The organism is Burkholderia ambifaria AMMD, assembly GCF_000203915.1.
Lineage (GTDB): Bacteria > Pseudomonadota > Gammaproteobacteria > Burkholderiales > Burkholderiaceae > Burkholderia > Burkholderia ambifaria.
In genome coordinates this window covers 2,158,698-2,174,397 of record NC_008390.1, presented here as the reverse complement: position 1 = coordinate 2,174,397, position 15,700 = coordinate 2,158,698, and the positions used below count along the sequence as shown (strand labels likewise).

Sequence of the window (15,700 nt, the reverse complement as noted above, 5' to 3'; positions counted from 1 at the left end):
ATGGCTACTCGCAGCACAACGACCTTCGATTTCGAGGACGACGTTATCCAGAGCAAAACACCGGTCCTGGTGGACTTCTGGGCACCGTGGTGCCCGCCCTGCCGGGCCATTGCTCCCTCCCTAGAGGAGATCTCCAACGAGCTCGAAGGCAAGCTCCAGGTGATCAAGGTCGATATCGACCAGAACCCGGAATTGGCTCAGCGTTTTGGGGTCCGATCCATCCCCACGTTGAAGGTTTTTGTGGACGGAAAAGTCGCCAAGGAGATTGTTGGCGCCATGCCCAAGCAGGCGCTGCAGGCGCAGATCGCGCCGTTCGTAAAGGGCGAGTAGGTCACAGCCAAGCGGCCGGCCTCAATGGGGTCGGCCGCCCAACCGAAGGGATACAGCGATGAACATGTCCGTGCCTGCTTGGGTCGGGAAAGTGGAAGAGCTGGACGCCACCGAGTTCAATCGCCTGGCCCGCTCCACCACAGATCCGCTCCTGCTTTACATCGGTGCTCGCTGGTGCCCTCCATGCAAAACCATGGAGCCGGCCTTTGATGCTGCAGCTGCGGCCATGGGCGACCAGGTTCGATTTCTTAAGGTGAATGCAGCGACCGACCCACAGCTGCTGAATTCACTGAAAGTCGCAGGTGTGCCGACGCTCCTGCTCTACGACGAGCACGGCCAGGAACTGGGTAGGTTCTTGGGAGCGTTAACCGCATCCGGCATCTCGCGTTGGGTTCAGACACGGCTCGTTGAATCACGCCAGTAGGCGTCAACGCCAATCACATCCTCGCACCGGCCCTGTGGACCGGTTCAATCTCGGCCGCACAGCCCCACCCGCTACCGGGTATGGGCTGACGCCAAGGAGTTTCAGATGACTCGTATGAAGGTTGATGTGGCGATCATTGGCGCTGGCAGCGCCGGCATGACCGCCTACCGTGCAGCCAAGGCTCACACTGACAGCGTGGTTGTCATTGAGGGTGGCGTCTACGGCACCACGTGCGCTCGGGTTGGTTGCATGCCGAGCAAACTACTGATCAGCGCCGCCAATGCCGCCCACGCGTTGAAGATGGCACCGAGCTTCGGTGTCAATCCGGGCATGATCGAGGTCAATGGCCGGAAAGTAATGCATCGGGTTCGCAGCGAACGGGACCGCTTCGTGGGTTTCGTCGTGGAAACGGTCGAGGGTTGGCCGGAAGCGCATCGCTTGCGTGGCACGGCAAAGTTCCTGTCGCCCCACGAACTACTTGTGGGATCTACGATTGTCGAGGCTGATCGCATTGTCGTTGCCACCGGTTCCAGTCCCTATGTTCCTGAGGGCTGGCATGAAGCCTTGGGCGACAGGCAGCTGATCAACGACGACGTTTTCGACTGGGCCGATCTGCCCGGCTCGGTGGCTGTCGTCGGAACCGGAGTTATCGGACTTGAGTTGGGACAGGCGTTGCATCGACTGGGCGTGAGAGTGCGCCTGTACGGCCGCAGTCGATCTATCGGCCCGCTGACCGACCCTGCGGTTGCGGCGGAGGCTACCCGCATTTTTTCCGATGAGGTTCCTGTGAGCCTGGGGGCCACGATTTCGCCCAAGCTGACTACAGATAGGCGCGTATCGATCACGTCAATCGATGAGCACGGTGTTCATTCGACCGAAATCTACGACTACCTGATCGTTGCGACAGGTCGCCGGCCAAATACGTCCGGGCTTGATCTGGAACTTGCTGGCGTTAGGCTGGACAGTTCCGGCCAGCCTGTGTTCGATCGTGCCACCGGGCAGAGCGCTCCCTCGCACATTTTCATAGCCGGCGACGTCAACGGCATGACGGAGATTCTTCACGAAGCGGCCGACGATGGCCGTATCGCAGGTGACAACGCCGGGCGATTCCCGCTCGTCAGGCCTCGCCCCCGCAGAGCGCCGCTCGGCATCGTGTTCTCAGATCCGCAGATCGCGATGATCGGGTCCACATTCCAGCAGTTGACGGCGAGCGGCGCGGCCTTTGAGATCGGTGAATCCTCGTTCGCCGACCAAGGGCGAAGCCGGGTGATGCTGGAGAACCGCGGTATGATTCGCGTTTACGCAGACACGGCGACCGGGGTCTTCCTGGGCGCGGAGATGGTGGGGCCAGCTTCCGAACATATCGGCCACCTGCTGTCGTGGAGCGTCCAGCGGGGCGATACCGTACAGCAAATGATCGACAGTCCGTTCTACCACCCGGTCGTGGAGGAAGGCGTCCGCACCGCGTTGCGACATCTGCAGCGAAAGCTTGCCCTTGTACCTCAGGCGCCCGAGAGCTGCCTGGACTGCGTACCCGGCGCTTGAGCCAATGCACTTATACGAAGTTCAGAGTAGGACCAGCAATGAATGCCTCTATAAAGAACCATCAGAAGCTCATCGTCTTGGGCTCCGGCCCCGCCGGCTGGACCGTAGCGGTCTACGCCGCCCGCGCCAATCTCAAGCTCTGGTTATTACTGGCCTGTAGCCTGTGACCACCAGCCGCTGCAGCAGAGCCACAATCATGTCTTGCGCTCGTTCGGTGGCTTGCAGTGCGGGGGGCTGGGTGGCGCGAGCTTCGGTTTGGGAAACTTGGGCATTGGCGTTCATAGTGATAACGCCTATCTATTCAGGGATGCAGCAGCGAGAGAAGCGGTAAGGGCTGCTGCCTGCCCCTGCCGCGTGGGGTTCAGGCTTTCAACTGGCGCAGGCCATCGGCCAGCAGCCACAGGGCGCGATTCAGGCGGATGCCGTTGTCGATGCCCTGCACGGGTCGGGTGGTCTGGCGGCGACCGTTCGCAGCGCGGGCGGGCAGTCCGCCTTTGACGAGGTTTTCCTGCGTGCGGTTGAATACGCTCCACAGGTCGCGGCGGCTGTCGTCCGTGCGGCGCGGCATCAGGATTTGGCTTTCCGTGATGGGCGCGGGCTTGTCCTCGTCGTACTTCAACGCCAGCGCGGCGCGGGCGAACACTTCCGATTCACCCGTGTCGAGTGCGATGGCCTGCATGGCGTCGCGGGATTCCTGCGCCCGGTCGAAGCCGTGCAGGACTTCGTAAGCGCCTTCGATAACATGCGCGGCCACGTCGCCCTTGTGGGGTATGCGCACGTCCGCCACGGTGTCGCCGCAGACCAGGCCGTTTTGGCACACGAAGCGGAACATTCCAGCGAGCATCTGATAGCTGCTGGTGCCGTCATGCGAGTTCAGCAGGATGATTTCGTTGGCCTCACGGCCGTTGATCTGGCTGGCATGGCGCAGCCGGATCATGTGCTTGGTGTAGTCGCGGCGGTCGTCGTTGCGCACGCGGGTCTGGCACACCATGAAAGGCTCGAAGCCTTCCCCTCGCAGCTCTTGCAGCACGGTGGCGGTGGGGATGTAGCTGTAACGGTCCGATCGGCTTTCGTGCGGGGCGTCCGCAAAGATGGACGGAGCCACGGCGCGGATTTGGTCATCCGACAAAGGACGTTCTGAGCGCAGCACCGGCGAACGGGAAGCGAAGCGGGAAGCAAGTTGCATGGTCTTTCTCCTGACAAAGTTGGCTGTTGAAGAAACCTCACCGGATTCCTAGATTCGGAGCCCAGCCTTTCGGCTGTTCGGTGCGGTCGGCACGAAGAACCCGGTTGGCCTCGTTGCCACCGTCTTTCCTGAGTTCATCGCCCGCGACGGAAGGGAGCCCGTGGACGGGGGCCGTCAAGGAGGCAAGCGCAGGGTTGGTGCGGCCCGCAGGCGCAGCCGAGGACACGGCCCTGCGCGCCTTGACGGCACATGGCCGCGGGCTACAGTCGCGAAGAAGGTGATGAGTTCAGGGAAGACGGCTGGACAGGCAACGGCCATCCCTTTGTGCCGACCGCACGCAAGCGAAGCGCGCAGGCCCGAAGCTGGAAGCCGGGCCGAAGGCGTCAGCCGAGCGGAGCGAGGGAACGATGGAAGCCCGAAGGGGGCGAGACGCCAGGACCGCAGGGCAGGGTGGCTCGATGCGCAGCACGACAGCGCGCCCGGCCGCCTTCTTGGCCGGGGACGTCCAGACTTAGGTCGGTATCCGGGTACCTGAGCATCCGTTCGATGACGCGCACTGGGGTACCGACAGAAGTGGCTTGGTCAAATACGCTACCAGCCATGTTCACTATCAAAGACAGGCCATGAGCGCACCCCAATCCGATAATCCGAAGCAGATCTGCGAAAACATCCTCATCGAGGGGAAGCGCTACAACGTCGAGCACCGCATCCTGCCCAGTGAAAATGCCGTTGCCGATCGACTGCTTGCTCGTGGCATCGAGCTGACTGAGGCCTATGAGGAACTGCACGGCAAGCTCCACGCACATCCGCATGCGCTGCAGGTCTTTCTAGGGCTTGTCCTCAGCACCGCCGCGTTCTGGAGCCCGGAGAAGATCGCGCAGGCGCGTACCGCACGAGGCGATCTCGGCAACGTCAACCAGCAGATTGCGAGGAAGGCGGCAGAACTGGCTGGTCTGCTGCAGCAGCGCTCGGATCTGCACAACACCTCCGGCTTCAGCACCGACACCCACTACCACGTGTGCGATGTGATCGAGGCGGCGGCCAAGAGCAACTACCTTTTCACGTCGTACGTCCAGGAGCGCCTCGATGCTCTTCACGGCCAGTTCGATTTGAAGTATTGGCCGTCGCTGAGCGACTTCCTGCAAGAGCTGGCCTCCGATGCCGAGGACGCGGTCATTGAAGCCACAGACCCCTTGACCGCGGCCGCCACCATGGCGTCGCGTCCGTCCCGCGCGGATTTCATCAAGGCGCTGCTCGAAGCCATCGACGAGAACAGGGGGCGCAACCACGGCCAACTGCCCAACGATTTCAAGGTCACCGACAACACGCTCGCTACCTTGGCGAGCTGTGTGTTGGACCTGGGCGCCGACGATCTGGTCGATGGCCCCTACGTGAAGCGGCTCCGTCAGCGTGAACGCGACGGAGCCAAGTAGCCACCGACGAGGCCCTTCGGTGACTTGGTTTCGGACCGATCAGGCGCAGCCTGGTCGGAGGTCTTCCAGGGGCGCCAAGTGACGCGCGGCGGGGATGGGCTGCCAGCCGATCCCCTGGAGGCGAGCGCAGCGCGCAGGCCCGTCGGTGCCGCAGGCATCAGCGATCGGAGCCGGATGGCCGTGATTCGGCACAAGGCACCGGGGGTGGCGCCCCGCAAACCCGATAGCGATATGCCAGGACGCTAGTTCCCCGCCGAACCGAGGACCTTGACCGCGTGGCGCATCAGCCGTGGCAGGCATCTGCGCTCTTCCTTCAATCCGCTGCCTTCACAACCAGATGAAAACGCTATACAATGGAGTCGTCCGTTTGAAAGATTAAAAGAATCGTGGAAAATCAATGAGTTATGCGAATGTTGGACGAAATGAACGAATCACAGTCTGATTTAGCCCAGGTGGTCCGGCTGGCTCTCGCTGAGCAGACCGAGGACGTGCGCCTGTTCGTGGCCAGGCTCGTCCGGAAGTACCGCAACACCGACCCCGAGCTGGCGGAGCAGATGGACCTTTACCTGCGCGCGAAGATGCCTCGAACGAGCGCGCCCATGCGCAAGGCCACGCCGCCTGCGACGCCCGCGCATGCTTTGCCGGTGGACGACGAATCGCGGCTGTCCTTGCTGAAAGTTTTCAAGGACACGCCCGATAGAGAGCAGCCCTTGCTGTCGGTCGACCTTGAGGAGACGTTGAGCCAATTGATTCAGGAGCGACGCCAGACGGAACGCCTGGCATCGATGGGATTGAGCCCGACGCGCTCCGCCATCTTTGTGGGGCCACCCGGCGTCGGCAAAACGTTGACTGCGCGCTGGCTCGCCTCGCAACTGGGTGTGCCGCTGTACGTGTTGGATCTGACCGCTGTCATGAGCAGTCTGCTCGGCCGGAGCGGGACCAATCTCCGCGCCGCACTCGACTTCGCGAAACGCAGTCCGTGCGTGTTGCTGCTGGATGAGATCGATGCCATCGCCAAGCGCCGCAGCGACGATACCGATGTCGGCGAGCTGAAGCGCCTGGTCACCGTCATCCTGCAGGAGGTCGATGAATGGCCAGCTACCGGACTGTTGCTTGCCGCCACCAACCACTCTGAACTTATCGACCCTGCGTTGTGGCGCCGCTTCGATCTGGTGATTACGTTCAAAGCGCCAGAAATGTCGGCTGTCAAAGCGGCGATCAAACGTTTCCTCGGTCCAGACTACGCGTTGTTCGGTCGCTGGATCGACATCCTGACATTCGCATTTAACGGCGAGTCGTTCAGCGACATCGAACGGGACCTTCAGCGTTTCCGCCGTGCGGTAGCGCTGGGCACCGCATCGGATGCCGATCTCATTGAAGAGTTCATCAAATCGCGTGCGCTCGTCCTGGATCGGCAGGCTCGCATCGATCTGGCCGTGCTGCTGGCAAAGCAGACCCGTCTGTCCCAGCACACCGTCTCCGATATCACTGGGGTGAGTCGCGACACCATCCGGAAGTACACGAACGAGCCATCGCCTGCAGCGAAAAAGATCTCGAAGGGAAAACCTGACGCATGAGCCAAACCAATTTCCTTATCGGGCGCGGCGAGCTGCTGACCCACGATATCAAGGGACCAAAGCGCAAGCCTGGCAAGGCTGAGGTCTACTCCTTGCAAGAAGCCGCAGGACGACTCAGGCCGCAGTTCTCCGAAACCGCGACTGCGCTGGATACCTTGCCACCAGAGGCTTGTCCTGGCGACTTCGGCGTTGCGCGGCTGACGATGAACCCGAGCTACATCGCGCGATCGTTCTTCCCGGTGGCGATGCTGCGCACCGTGGGTCTGGAATCGGTCGGCAGCCGCACGGTGAAGGTGATTCCTGACGGCTGGACCAAGAAGGGCACGCCACAGGAATGCACAACCACCGAACTGTTCGTCGCCGGCAAGCGTCAGGCCTTCCGCAATCTCAAGGGCTGGACACTCGAGATCGACGCCGAATCCGATGAGGCGCTGGATCTTGCGCATATAGAAAAATTCTCCGTCTTCGCACCCGAAGAACGAATCGCGAACTACGGCGGCAAGAAAGATCGATTTTTCGAAGTGGGCATCCATTTGCTGCCCGATGAAGACCGCTTGTTCGTCCAGCGGGCCTTCGTGCGCTACGCCAAGGATGTGGATGTCAAAGTGCACAGCGATCTCGGCTTCACAGCCGGCAACCTCTGGTTCGTGCCGGTCGAAGGCAAGCATGGTGATATCGAGAGACTCGCCAAGTTCGTGTTCGTGCGCGTCATCCGACCCGTGCCGAAGCTCCGCGGCGTGCGGCCAGTGCATCGGAGCGGAGGGGTTTCGGTCGGCTGCAGCCTCCCAACGGAGCAACCATTGTCCTCAGAACCGAAGGTCGCCATTCTCGACGGCGGCTTGCCGAAGCAGCACGCGATCGGCCCGTGGCTCCGTTCGTATCGCGTTCTCGACGAAGATGCTGACGACGATACAGAAGGTCTCGAACATGGTCTGGCAGTCACGTCGGCATTCTTGTTTGGACCGATCCAGCCGAATGGAGCTGCTGCCCGCCCGTTCGCCTACGTCGATCATCTGCGCGTACTCGACAAAGATGCCGAGACTGAAGACCCGTTGGAACTGTATCGAACGCTGGGCTTCGTTGAGCAAGTGTTGCTGTCGCGTCAGTACCAATTCGTGAACCTCAGCCTCGGCCCGGACTTACCGATCGAGGACACAGATGTTCATGCCTGGACCTCGGTCATCGACGATCTGCTGAGCGACGGCGACACTTTGATGACGGTCGCGATCGGCAACAACGGCGAAAGAGACCGGCCGTCGGGCAACGCCCGTGTGCAGGTGCCCTCGGACTGCGTGAATGCGTTGGCGGTGGGTGCCTCGAACGATACCGAAGCGGGCTGGGCCCGTGCTCCTTATAGCGCAATCGGTCCGGGCCGCAGCCCTGGCGTCGTCAAGCCGGATTTGATGGCCTTCGGTGGCGATGCGGCCAAGTACTTCCATGTGCTGGCATCAGGCAAGAAGCCCTCGCTTTTGCCGCAACTTGGGACCAGCTTTGCATCGCCCTATCTGCTGCGCAGCGCAGTCGGCATTCGCGCCATCCTAGGCACGGAGCTGACCCCGCTGGCGATCAAGGCGCTCTTGGTCCATGCCGCCGAGCCCCTGGAGCACGACAAGCTGGAGGTGGGTTGGGGCAAGGTGCCTGAAGACCTGATGAGCATCATCACCTGTCCGGAAGGGGTGGCGCGCGTGGTCTATCAAGGGGAACTGAAGCCCGGCAAATACCTGCGCGCCTCGCTACCGCTGCCGGCTGGCGGTCTCAACGGCAACATCCGCCTAAAGGCGACCTTTTGCTACGCCTCGCCGACCGATCCGCAGGACGCTGCCGCTTACACCCGCGCCGGGTTGGAGACGGTGTTCCGTCCCAACGACGAGAAGATCAAGGATGGCAAGGCCAACGCCGATACGAAAGGCTTCTTCGACATGAAGAAGTACGCGACCGAGGAAGAACGGCGTTCCGACATGGGCAAGTGGGAAACCGTGTTGCACGGCGCTAAAAGCATGCGTGGCACTAGTCTCAAGAATCCGGTCTTCGACATCCACTACAACGCACGTGAAGCAGGTGGTCGTGCCACGGGCGCTGAAAAGATTCGCTACGCGCTGATCATCACTGTTGAAGCGCCGAAGCATGTCGACCTCTACAACGAAATCTTGCGTGCCTACGCGAAAACGCTGGTGCCGATTCAGCCGCAGGTGTCGCTGCCGATCCGCGTCTAGCACCCAAGCCAGGCAACGTCGAAGCGCAATCACTCAGTAACTTGTGAGCTTGGAAGCCGGAGAAGAAAATGTCCCTGAACAACACGGAAATTCGATACTACGACAGCAACGTTCTGCGTTTGCCTGCCGACAAACGCAAGGAGTACCACGAGCAGGTAGACAGGCTCGTGACCGAACTCAGCAAGCGCCTGAAGGATCAGAGCGAGATCAAGATCACGAAGGTGGTCAAGGCTGGTTCGTTCGCGAAGTACACGATCTTACGCAAGACGTCAGAAGATCCGGTGGACGTCGACGTGGTGTTCTATATCTCCGGACGCAGCGTTGACAAGGAAACTCTCGCGAGCCTGAGTCAGCTGATCTACGACGCATTGATCAAGCTGTATCCGAACAAGGCCGTCGAAGACTTTGAAATCCAGCGCAAGGCCGCAACCGTGACCTTCGTTGGTTCGGGGCTGAGTGTGGACATCGTGCCGGTCATCGAAGACCCCGCGCGACCGGGCTACGGCTGGCAGTTCGACATTCACGACAACACCAAGGTTCAGACCTGCGCGCCTTGCCAGATCAAGTTCGTTCGCGATCGCAAGGATGTAGATGGCGACTTTCGAACCCTCGTTCGGCTTGCTAAGAAGTGGCGCAATCGAGTTGAGCTGAAGCCGCTGAAATCGTTCGCCATCGAGCTCATCATGGCGCATCTCCTGGCCAAGAATGGCAAGGACGGATCAATCGAGAAGCGCTTCCGCGATTTCCTGCTCTATATCGCGCAGTCAGGGCTCAAGGAGGTCATCACGTTCCCAGAGAACGGCAAGGTTTCTCCTGCGTTCGCCGATCCCGTGGTGATCCTCGATCCGGTTTGCAATACCAACAACGTGACCAGTCGCATCTCCGAAGACGAGCGCCTGGAAATCGTCGCGGCTGCCACGGAGGCTTGGGAGACAGCCAACTTTGCTTCGACCGAAGACGACATTGAGATCTGGAAGGAACTGTTTGGACCACGATTCAAAGTCAAGGAGGAAGCATGAGTCAAACCTATAGCGCCACTGAAACCTATTCCGTCGCCGATGTCGAAGTCGTCATGCGCCGCGTGACGGCGGATCTGGTGATGATTGCAAGCAGCTCTGGTGCCGTAACGGAGGACAAGGCGCGCGATTGGGGCCATGACATCGAAGCGCTGGCCAAGAATGGCTACTTGCGGATGGTTGACCTCACGCTGATGAGTAATGGAGTCGAGCAAAAGGCCACCCGCTTCGAGGTGAACACCGAGGCGGGCGACTTCACGATGAGCCGTCCTGGTGGGGTGCTGTGGCCGAAGGTGCCAAATCCCGACTTGCGAATTGTTCTGTACTACACCGCTGCGTACGACTCGGCGGCGAAAGAGAAGATGGGTGGCAAGCTGCGCATCGGTTGGGTGCCGACCAGTGCTGATACCAGCCACGCCACCCTGACATCCAGTGCTAGTCGTGATTACGCCAGCAATGGTTACGGCATGCAGCGAAGGGACTTCAGTTAATGAGCCAACAGAATATTTTCGACGGCAAGATTCCACTGCCGGACGCTCGCTTGGCGGCGCGTGAGAAGACGCTGCTGGGTTTCGACGCGCGCTATCAGAAAATTCACGATCAGTTGCGGCTCCTGCTCAACCTTGGCGAACTCGCGACATGGAGCAAGAAGCACCATCGTCAGAAGCTTGCAATCTGTGATTTGGTGGCCGAGCAGTATCCACTTGTGATCTTCCACGGGGATGTCGGTACCGGCAAGACAGCGACGGCCGAGTGCATCGCCAATCGCCTGGCGAAAGAATCACGCACCGAAGATTCCTTGCTGTTCAAGCTCAGCAACCGTGTGCGCGGGAGTGGCAAAGTCGGAGAAATGGGTACCTTGTTGACCCAAGCGTTCCATGAAGTCACGCAGTCGGCAGGCAAGACGCGTCGCGCTGTCCTTGTGATCGATGAAGGTGACTCACTTGCAGCGTCCCGCTCGCAAGAGCACAGCCACCATGAGGATAAGGTTGCGGTCAACACTTTGATCCAATGCGTAGATGACCTGCGGCATTTCGGGGGCAGGGTTGTCGTGTTCCTGTGCACAAATCGTCTGTCGGTGCTGGATGCCGCCCTGCAGCGCCGGGCCGCAGTCGTGGAAGAGTTTCAGCGCCCAAGTGACGAAGAGAGGCGCGCATTGTTCAAGATGGATCTGGACGGCCTCGCGCTTACCGAGCGCCAGATCGACGAACTCGTCGCGACCACCGGCGCGCACAGCAAACGCCCGGGGTGGACTTTCTCGGACATTCGAACCAGGCTTTATCCAGCCGCCATGGCGCAGGCGTTTCCCGACCATCCGCTGACCTTTAAACATCTCCACGACGCGGCAGCGGCACTGCGTCCATCACCTGTCATGGAGGACAAGTAATGGCGCGGTCATCTCTGTTTGGGCGTCGTATCCATATCACCGGCAGCATTGCGGCCGACGCCTCAGTGGCGACCACGGAGGAAGTAGCCCGTGCACGTGAGGTTGTGGAAGTGCTGGTCAAAGATCTGCTTCGCAAGGGGGCCAGCTTCGTTGTCCCGGTGGATGCAGAGAAGACGCGATCGGATGGCTTGCCCATCTGCTTCGACTGGCTGATCTGGGACACGATTCAAAAGAATCTGCATACACGTCCTGAGGGTGCTCCAAATCCATTGGTGGTCGCGGTCAAGCACCACAAGAACGAAGATCAGATTCCCGACCAGTTCGCTGGGGTCTGGGGTGCGCTGCGGGGTTCGGCACTGGTCCAGATCGAAAGCGCTGCGCACTGGAACATGAACAGCAAGCGGATGGAAGCGCAGGCGCGGCACGGCGACATCCTCATCGCACTTGGCGGTGGAGAAGGGGTGCTGTTCCTGGCCAATCTCTACCACGACGCCGGCAAGCCCGTGATCCCGTTAAACCTGAAGCTGGGACCAGCGAACGCCGGTGCGCTTCGGTTGTTTGAGTACGGCCTCACCGGCAGCAATGCGCAGCGCCTGTTTCAGACGGAAGGTGGCACGTCTGCGCATAGTTGGCTCAATCGCATCGAGATTCCTGCGAGGAAAGGTGTAGCAGATGGTGTGCGTGATCTGTTGGACTTGTTGGAGGCTCTGGTTCCGCCCAAGGCATTCGTCGTGCGGCTGCTGAATCCGACACACGCCGACTACAACGATGTTCAGGAATTCTTCGACACTGTTGTGCAGCCGGTTATGGAGGGCGAGTTGGGGTACAAGCTGACGGTCGTTGACGGCAACCAAGCGTACGACCATGCCCGTATCGATCAGGAGATCTTCACGAAGCTGCATCGCAGTCGCGTCGTCCTTGCTGACATCACCGGCCTACGTCCCAATTGCTTTTTGGAGCTGGGCTATGCGCTGGGCCGAGGGCTGCCGACCATGGTGCTGGCGAAGGCTGGAACGGAACATCCTTTCGACATCTATTCGCTATCGGGGCACCACTGGAAGACAACTGGTAGTGCGGAGGACCGGCGCCGCGAATTTCGTACGCATTGGAATGCTATCAAGAGCCGTCCACCCCTCGTGCCCACGGAGCCCCTTATCCCATGAAAAGCAATCGCGAAGTCTTTTTGTCGGTCGACGTTGAAACGTCAGGGCCCATCCCGGGCGAGTTCAGTCTCCTCACGATTGGCGCCTGCGATGTCTTTGACCCGCAGCAGACGTTCTCATGCGAGCTGAAGCCGACCACGCGCAACGCCGATCCAAAAGCATTGGAAGTCACGGGCCTGTCTTTGGACAGACTGGAGCGCGATGGACTTGATCCTGTGGTGGGCATGCAGAAGTTCAGAGACTGGGTGATCAGCACCGCAGGACCTGATGCCACGCCGGTCTTTGTTGGATTCAATGCACCGTTCGACTGGTCTTTCGTAAACTACTACTTCCATCGCTACTTGGGCGAGAACCCCTTCGGGTTTGCCGCGCTTGACATCAAATCGATGTACATGGGAGCTGCGCGTAGCAGTTGGGCGCAAACGCGATCCAGTCAAATTGCTGCCGCGCTGAATCCTACGCTGAAGGGGGATCACGACGCTCTCCACGATGCACAGTATCAAGCCGAACTGTTTCGGCTGATTCAACAACGGAAGTAGCGCGTGCTCTCGCTTTCAAGCGCCCTGCGGTGGCTTCTGAGGAAGAAGTAGCGAAGTGCCATCTGGAGTCGTGAATCTGCCTATCTCACCGAACTCGCCTGAGCACCGTACGTAGCAGTGGCGGGGGAGGGAGCGGGCATGCCGTTGACGGATGCGCCTGTTGGTCAGCTTAGCCGTGAGGGAGCCACCCGAGTTCCCGTTCGATCGCTTGCCTGTAGAGCGTGTCTATCTGGGTCGGGGCTTGGCGGACATATCGCTCTGCAGGTGCGCGATTGGTGCCATCCAGAGCCCGTAGGAACGCTATGACTTCGGCTTCGCTGGGCATCACCTGCTGACCATTGAACTTGCAGGGTAGGTTTGTCCAGACGACGCCGGCTAGACCGATGGCCGATCCCCAGGTTGTGATCGTGTCGGCTTCCAGTCCATGCGCGTGGCCACTGGCACAATCGGCAAAGCCGATATCGGTTTCCCAGTTCTTAGGAATGCCTTCGCGTGCGGCCAGGCACCTTCGTGCGGCTGTGAGGTCAGGTACATCAAGCAAGATCCAGTAGGTCCTAACACGCGCGCTCTCGGGACAGACGACCAGCGTAATCTTGTCGCCTCGCTGATTCTTCTTCGCGCCTGACTCGCGCGCAAACTCGACCGGCAGTGAGGGCCCGTCGTTGTGCCAGCTTCCACGGCAGGGTAAGTCGCGGGGATCCCAGACGAGGGAACCCCATCCGAGGCAGGCAATCGCGTTGGCGGTTAAATCTGTCATGCTTTGATCTCTGTCTTATCGCGAAGCTTCAGTGGCCCAGTGTCGCCCGCCGTCGATGCAGGCTGGACGGAGCCGTGGCACCGATCCCGACATGATGCCTTGGGAACGGGTTCGTCTTTAGGTATCCTTCTACCTGATTGATGATGGCGCCGAAAACGTCGCTCCCTCAAGAATCGCTCCATCTCCCGCGCCAGCAAAAGATCTGCGCTTCTGACGGTAAAAACGACGGTAAAGACCCATGTCGATCACAGCCAAGTCCTTTAACCACGCGGGTTTGGGTGGCCTGTTGATGATGGAGTGGGAGTGATCCGGCGCCGAGGCGTGCCTCGGTAGCCAATCACGGCATCGGATGATGCGAACGCCCGGCAGGGGAACCTGCCGGGCGTTTTTTTGTGCCGTGCGGGCCGTGCTGGCATCTCAGGGCTGCTTCGACAAGCAGGCGGTCGCATCCGCCGGGTCTTTGCCGAGTTCCGCCAGATACGGCCACGGATAGATGCCGCGCGCATGACCGTCGCCGAACAGCAGGCGGATGCCGTAGCCGGCCGCTTCCACGCCGTCCAGCGTCAGGCCGGGTTGCGCATCAACCCGGCCGCCACCGAGACGGATCTTCCGGCATGCGGCGCACGGGCAATCGCTGCGCAACCGCGCATAGCCGATGCGTTGCGTGTCGCCGTCCGGCCAGCGCAGCACCAACGCACGCGCCGCATGATCGATGCGGATCTCGGTCGGCGGCATCATCGTGCGGCATCTCCGACCTGCGCGATCGCGATCCGCACGGCTTTGCGCACCTCGGGATCGCGATCGTCAAGGGCGCCGCGCAGCGCGGGCAGCGTCGCCGGATCGCGCAGTTCGCCAAGCGCGAGTGCCGCCTCCTTGCGCAGGTTGCTGATCGCATGCGACAGCAATCCGACGATGGCCGGCGCCGCAGCCGCGTCGCGCAATTGCCCCAGTGCGCGCACCGCACGCAAGCGCACCTGCCAGTAATCGTCGTCGAGCGCGGCGACGAGCGGTGCGCGTACGGCCGCGACACGCAGCTTGCCGAGCGTCGCGGCGGCTTCCTCGCGTACCTGCCACGCGGCGTCGCGCAGCGCCGCCAGCAACGCGGTGACGACGACCGCGTCGTCGGGCGCCGCGAATCCGACCGCTCCGATCGCGATGCGCCGCACGTCCGCATGCGTGTCGGTCGTTGCGATGCGCGCGAGCGGCGGCAGTGCGCGCGCGTCCTTGAGCCAGCCGAGCACGGCGACGGCCTCGGCGCGCACGGCCGACACCGGCGCGTCGAGCGCGCGCAGCGCCGGCACGAATGCGTCGGGATCGCGCAGTTCGCGCAGCCCGCGCAGCACGGCGACGCGCACGAACGCTTCGGCGTGTTCGGCCCAGCGGCACAGCACGGCGCCGGATGCGACGTCCTTCAGTTCGGACAGGCCTTGCGCGGCGATCGCGCGCACGCCGTCGTCGGGGTCGAGCAGCGCACGGCACAGTGCGTCGACGACATCGGGTTGTTCCCACGCGGCAAGCACACATGCGGCTTCGCCGCGCACGTCCGCGGACGGATCGTCGCGCAGCGCGGCAACGAAGGTCGGCAAAAGCTCGGGATCCTCGAGATCGGCGAGTTCGAGCAGCGCAATGCGGCGCACCGATGCGTCGGCTGCGGCAACGCGTGAGACGAGCGCGGCATGGTCGGAATCGTGCGCGCCGGGCAGCGGGAAAGCAGGGGAAGAAGCGGTCATGGTCGAAAACTCGTAGCGGTCAGGCGCGTGAGGTCAAGCAGTGCCAGGCAGCGGCGCTTGATGTCGACGCACGCGCAGCGCAGGTTTCAGGTTTCATGTGTCGTGAGCACGGTAGTGGGAAAGCGCCGCGCCGGCGGCGCGCGGCATCAGCGCAGCAGGTATGGAATGTCCACCTTGACCGCGCCGGTCGGGCAATCGCGTTCGCATGGCATGCAGTACCAGCATTCGTCGAACTGCATGTACGCCTTGCCCTTGGTCACGTCGATCGCGAGCAGGTCGAGCGGGCACACGTCGACGCAGACGGTGCAGCCCTTGTCGGCGATGCAGCGGTCCTCGTCGATCGTCACGGGCGCGCTGCTGCGCAGGAAGATGTCGTGCGGGGTATGGGGCATGGCAAGGT

At 61.4% G+C, this 15,700-nt stretch carries 16 protein-coding genes and 1 pseudogene; 12 read left to right on the top strand and 5 right to left on the bottom strand.

Translation table 11 applies throughout. The annotated features are described in order from the left end of the window. The 4 genes and pseudogenes from trxA to BAMB_RS35855 form a co-directional block, all read left to right on the top strand. A complete protein-coding gene (trxA, locus tag BAMB_RS09950; protein WP_011657217.1) occupies window positions 1–330 on the top strand; it encodes a thioredoxin in 330 nt (109 codons plus the stop codon). Window positions 331–388: 58 nt separating this feature from the next. Beyond that, window positions 389–754: a thioredoxin family protein gene (locus BAMB_RS33610; protein ID WP_198488760.1), complete on the top strand. Its 366-nt coding sequence runs from the start codon at window positions 389–391 to the stop codon at window positions 752–754. 105 nt (window positions 755–859) lie between these two features. Continuing rightward, the gene (locus BAMB_RS09940) at window positions 860–2,299 is read left to right on the top strand and encodes a dihydrolipoyl dehydrogenase (protein WP_011657215.1); all 1,440 of its coding nucleotides are present in this window, start codon (window positions 860–862) and stop codon (window positions 2,297–2,299) included. Between the two features lie 38 nt (window positions 2,300–2,337). Beyond that, window positions 2,338–2,448: pseudogene (locus BAMB_RS35855) on the top strand (thioredoxin-disulfide reductase); the annotation flags it as partial. A 212-nt stretch (window positions 2,449–2,660) separates the two neighbouring features. Here BAMB_RS35855 and BAMB_RS09935 read toward each other — a convergent pair. Further along, window positions 2,661–3,485 (bottom strand): DUF932 domain-containing protein, encoded by an 825-nt coding sequence (locus tag BAMB_RS09935; protein ID WP_011657214.1) that lies wholly within the window; start codon window positions 3,483–3,485, stop codon window positions 2,661–2,663. 623 nt (window positions 3,486–4,108) lie between these two features. On the opposite strand from BAMB_RS09935, the gene BAMB_RS09930 reads away from it, so the two are divergent. The 8 genes from BAMB_RS09930 (at window position 4,109) to BAMB_RS09895 (ending at window position 12,813) form a co-directional block, all read left to right on the top strand. Further along, window positions 4,109–4,918, top strand: coding sequence for a hypothetical protein (locus tag BAMB_RS09930; protein WP_011657213.1), 810 nt, complete (start codon window positions 4,109–4,111; stop codon window positions 4,916–4,918). A gap of 410 nt (window positions 4,919–5,328) precedes the next feature. Beyond that, the gene (locus BAMB_RS09925; RefSeq protein WP_127456329.1) at window positions 5,329–6,495 is read left to right on the top strand and encodes an AAA family ATPase; all 1,167 of its coding nucleotides are present in this window, start codon (window positions 5,329–5,331) and stop codon (window positions 6,493–6,495) included. Then, on the top strand, window positions 6,492–8,708 hold the full coding sequence (locus BAMB_RS09920) for a S8 family peptidase (protein WP_011657211.1): 2,217 nt from the start codon (window positions 6,492–6,494) through the stop codon (window positions 8,706–8,708). Before BAMB_RS09925 ends, BAMB_RS09920 begins: the two co-directional genes overlap by 4 nt. A gap of 68 nt (window positions 8,709–8,776) precedes the next feature. Next, on the top strand, window positions 8,777–9,727 hold the full coding sequence (locus BAMB_RS09915; RefSeq protein ID WP_011657210.1) for a CBASS oligonucleotide cyclase: 951 nt from the start codon (window positions 8,777–8,779) through the stop codon (window positions 9,725–9,727). Then, a complete protein-coding gene (locus tag BAMB_RS09910) occupies window positions 9,724–10,215 on the top strand; it encodes an HORMA-1 domain-containing protein (RefSeq protein WP_011657209.1) in 492 nt (163 codons plus the stop codon). The genes BAMB_RS09915 and BAMB_RS09910 overlap by 4 nt, the downstream gene beginning before the upstream one ends. Next, window positions 10,215–11,111: an AAA family ATPase gene (locus BAMB_RS09905; protein WP_011657208.1), complete on the top strand. Its 897-nt coding sequence runs from the start codon at window positions 10,215–10,217 to the stop codon at window positions 11,109–11,111. The genes BAMB_RS09910 and BAMB_RS09905 overlap by 1 nt, the downstream gene beginning before the upstream one ends. Continuing rightward, on the top strand, window positions 11,111–12,274 hold the full coding sequence (locus BAMB_RS09900; RefSeq protein WP_011657207.1) for a hypothetical protein: 1,164 nt from the start codon (window positions 11,111–11,113) through the stop codon (window positions 12,272–12,274). Before BAMB_RS09905 ends, BAMB_RS09900 begins: the two co-directional genes overlap by 1 nt. After that, the gene (locus BAMB_RS09895; RefSeq protein ID WP_011657206.1) at window positions 12,271–12,813 is read left to right on the top strand and encodes a 3'-5' exonuclease; all 543 of its coding nucleotides are present in this window, start codon (window positions 12,271–12,273) and stop codon (window positions 12,811–12,813) included. Before BAMB_RS09900 ends, BAMB_RS09895 begins: the two co-directional genes overlap by 4 nt. A 169-nt stretch (window positions 12,814–12,982) precedes the next feature. Here the strand turns inward: BAMB_RS09895 and BAMB_RS35290 are convergent, their stop codons facing one another. The 4 genes from BAMB_RS35290 to BAMB_RS09880 form a co-directional block, all read right to left on the bottom strand. After that, on the bottom strand, window positions 12,983–13,570 hold the full coding sequence (locus tag BAMB_RS35290) for a hypothetical protein (RefSeq protein ID WP_011657205.1): 588 nt from the start codon (window positions 13,568–13,570) through the stop codon (window positions 12,983–12,985). 417 nt (window positions 13,571–13,987) lie between these two features. Continuing rightward, entirely contained in the window at window positions 13,988–14,308 is a 321-nt protein-coding gene (locus BAMB_RS09890) for a gamma-butyrobetaine hydroxylase-like domain-containing protein (RefSeq protein ID WP_011657204.1), read from the bottom strand. Continuing rightward, window positions 14,305–15,300, bottom strand: a complete 996-nt coding sequence (locus BAMB_RS09885; RefSeq protein WP_011657203.1) for a HEAT repeat domain-containing protein — start codon at window positions 15,298–15,300, stop codon at window positions 14,305–14,307. The genes BAMB_RS09890 and BAMB_RS09885 overlap by 4 nt, the downstream gene beginning before the upstream one ends. A gap of 146 nt (window positions 15,301–15,446) precedes the next feature. Next, entirely contained in the window at window positions 15,447–15,692 is a 246-nt protein-coding gene (locus BAMB_RS09880) for a 4Fe-4S dicluster domain-containing protein (protein ID WP_006755644.1), read from the bottom strand. Between the last annotated feature and the right edge of the window lie 8 nt (window positions 15,693–15,700).

What these genes read in the sequence shown, in the direction of transcription:
- trxA (WP_011657217.1), top strand. Translation starts at nt 1, where the DNA reads ATGGCTACTCGCAGCACAACGACCTTCGATTTCGAGGACGACGTTATC.
- BAMB_RS33610 (WP_198488760.1), top strand. Translation starts at nt 389, where the DNA reads ATGAACATGTCCGTGCCTGCTTGGGTCGGGAAAGTGGAAGAGCTGGAC.
- BAMB_RS09940 (WP_011657215.1), top strand. Translation starts at nt 860, where the DNA reads ATGACTCGTATGAAGGTTGATGTGGCGATCATTGGCGCTGGCAGCGCC.
- BAMB_RS09935 (WP_011657214.1), bottom strand. Translation starts at nt 3,485, where the DNA reads ATGCAACTTGCTTCCCGCTTCGCTTCCCGTTCGCCGGTGCTGCGCTCA.
- BAMB_RS09930 (WP_011657213.1), top strand. Translation starts at nt 4,109, where the DNA reads ATGAGCGCACCCCAATCCGATAATCCGAAGCAGATCTGCGAAAACATC.
- BAMB_RS09925 (WP_127456329.1), top strand. Translation starts at nt 5,329, where the DNA reads ATGTTGGACGAAATGAACGAATCACAGTCTGATTTAGCCCAGGTGGTC.
- BAMB_RS09920 (WP_011657211.1), top strand. Translation starts at nt 6,492, where the DNA reads ATGAGCCAAACCAATTTCCTTATCGGGCGCGGCGAGCTGCTGACCCAC.
- BAMB_RS09915 (WP_011657210.1), top strand. Translation starts at nt 8,777, where the DNA reads ATGTCCCTGAACAACACGGAAATTCGATACTACGACAGCAACGTTCTG.
- BAMB_RS09910 (WP_011657209.1), top strand. Translation starts at nt 9,724, where the DNA reads ATGAGTCAAACCTATAGCGCCACTGAAACCTATTCCGTCGCCGATGTC.
- BAMB_RS09905 (WP_011657208.1), top strand. Translation starts at nt 10,215, where the DNA reads ATGAGCCAACAGAATATTTTCGACGGCAAGATTCCACTGCCGGACGCT.
- BAMB_RS09900 (WP_011657207.1), top strand. Translation starts at nt 11,111, where the DNA reads ATGGCGCGGTCATCTCTGTTTGGGCGTCGTATCCATATCACCGGCAGC.
- BAMB_RS09895 (WP_011657206.1), top strand. Translation starts at nt 12,271, where the DNA reads ATGAAAAGCAATCGCGAAGTCTTTTTGTCGGTCGACGTTGAAACGTCA.
- BAMB_RS35290 (WP_011657205.1), bottom strand. Translation starts at nt 13,570, where the DNA reads ATGACAGATTTAACCGCCAACGCGATTGCCTGCCTCGGATGGGGTTCC.
- BAMB_RS09890 (WP_011657204.1), bottom strand. Translation starts at nt 14,308, where the DNA reads ATGATGCCGCCGACCGAGATCCGCATCGATCATGCGGCGCGTGCGTTG.
- BAMB_RS09885 (WP_011657203.1), bottom strand. Translation starts at nt 15,300, where the DNA reads ATGACCGCTTCTTCCCCTGCTTTCCCGCTGCCCGGCGCGCACGATTCC.
- BAMB_RS09880 (WP_006755644.1), bottom strand. Translation starts at nt 15,692, where the DNA reads ATGCCCCATACCCCGCACGACATCTTCCTGCGCAGCAGCGCGCCCGTG.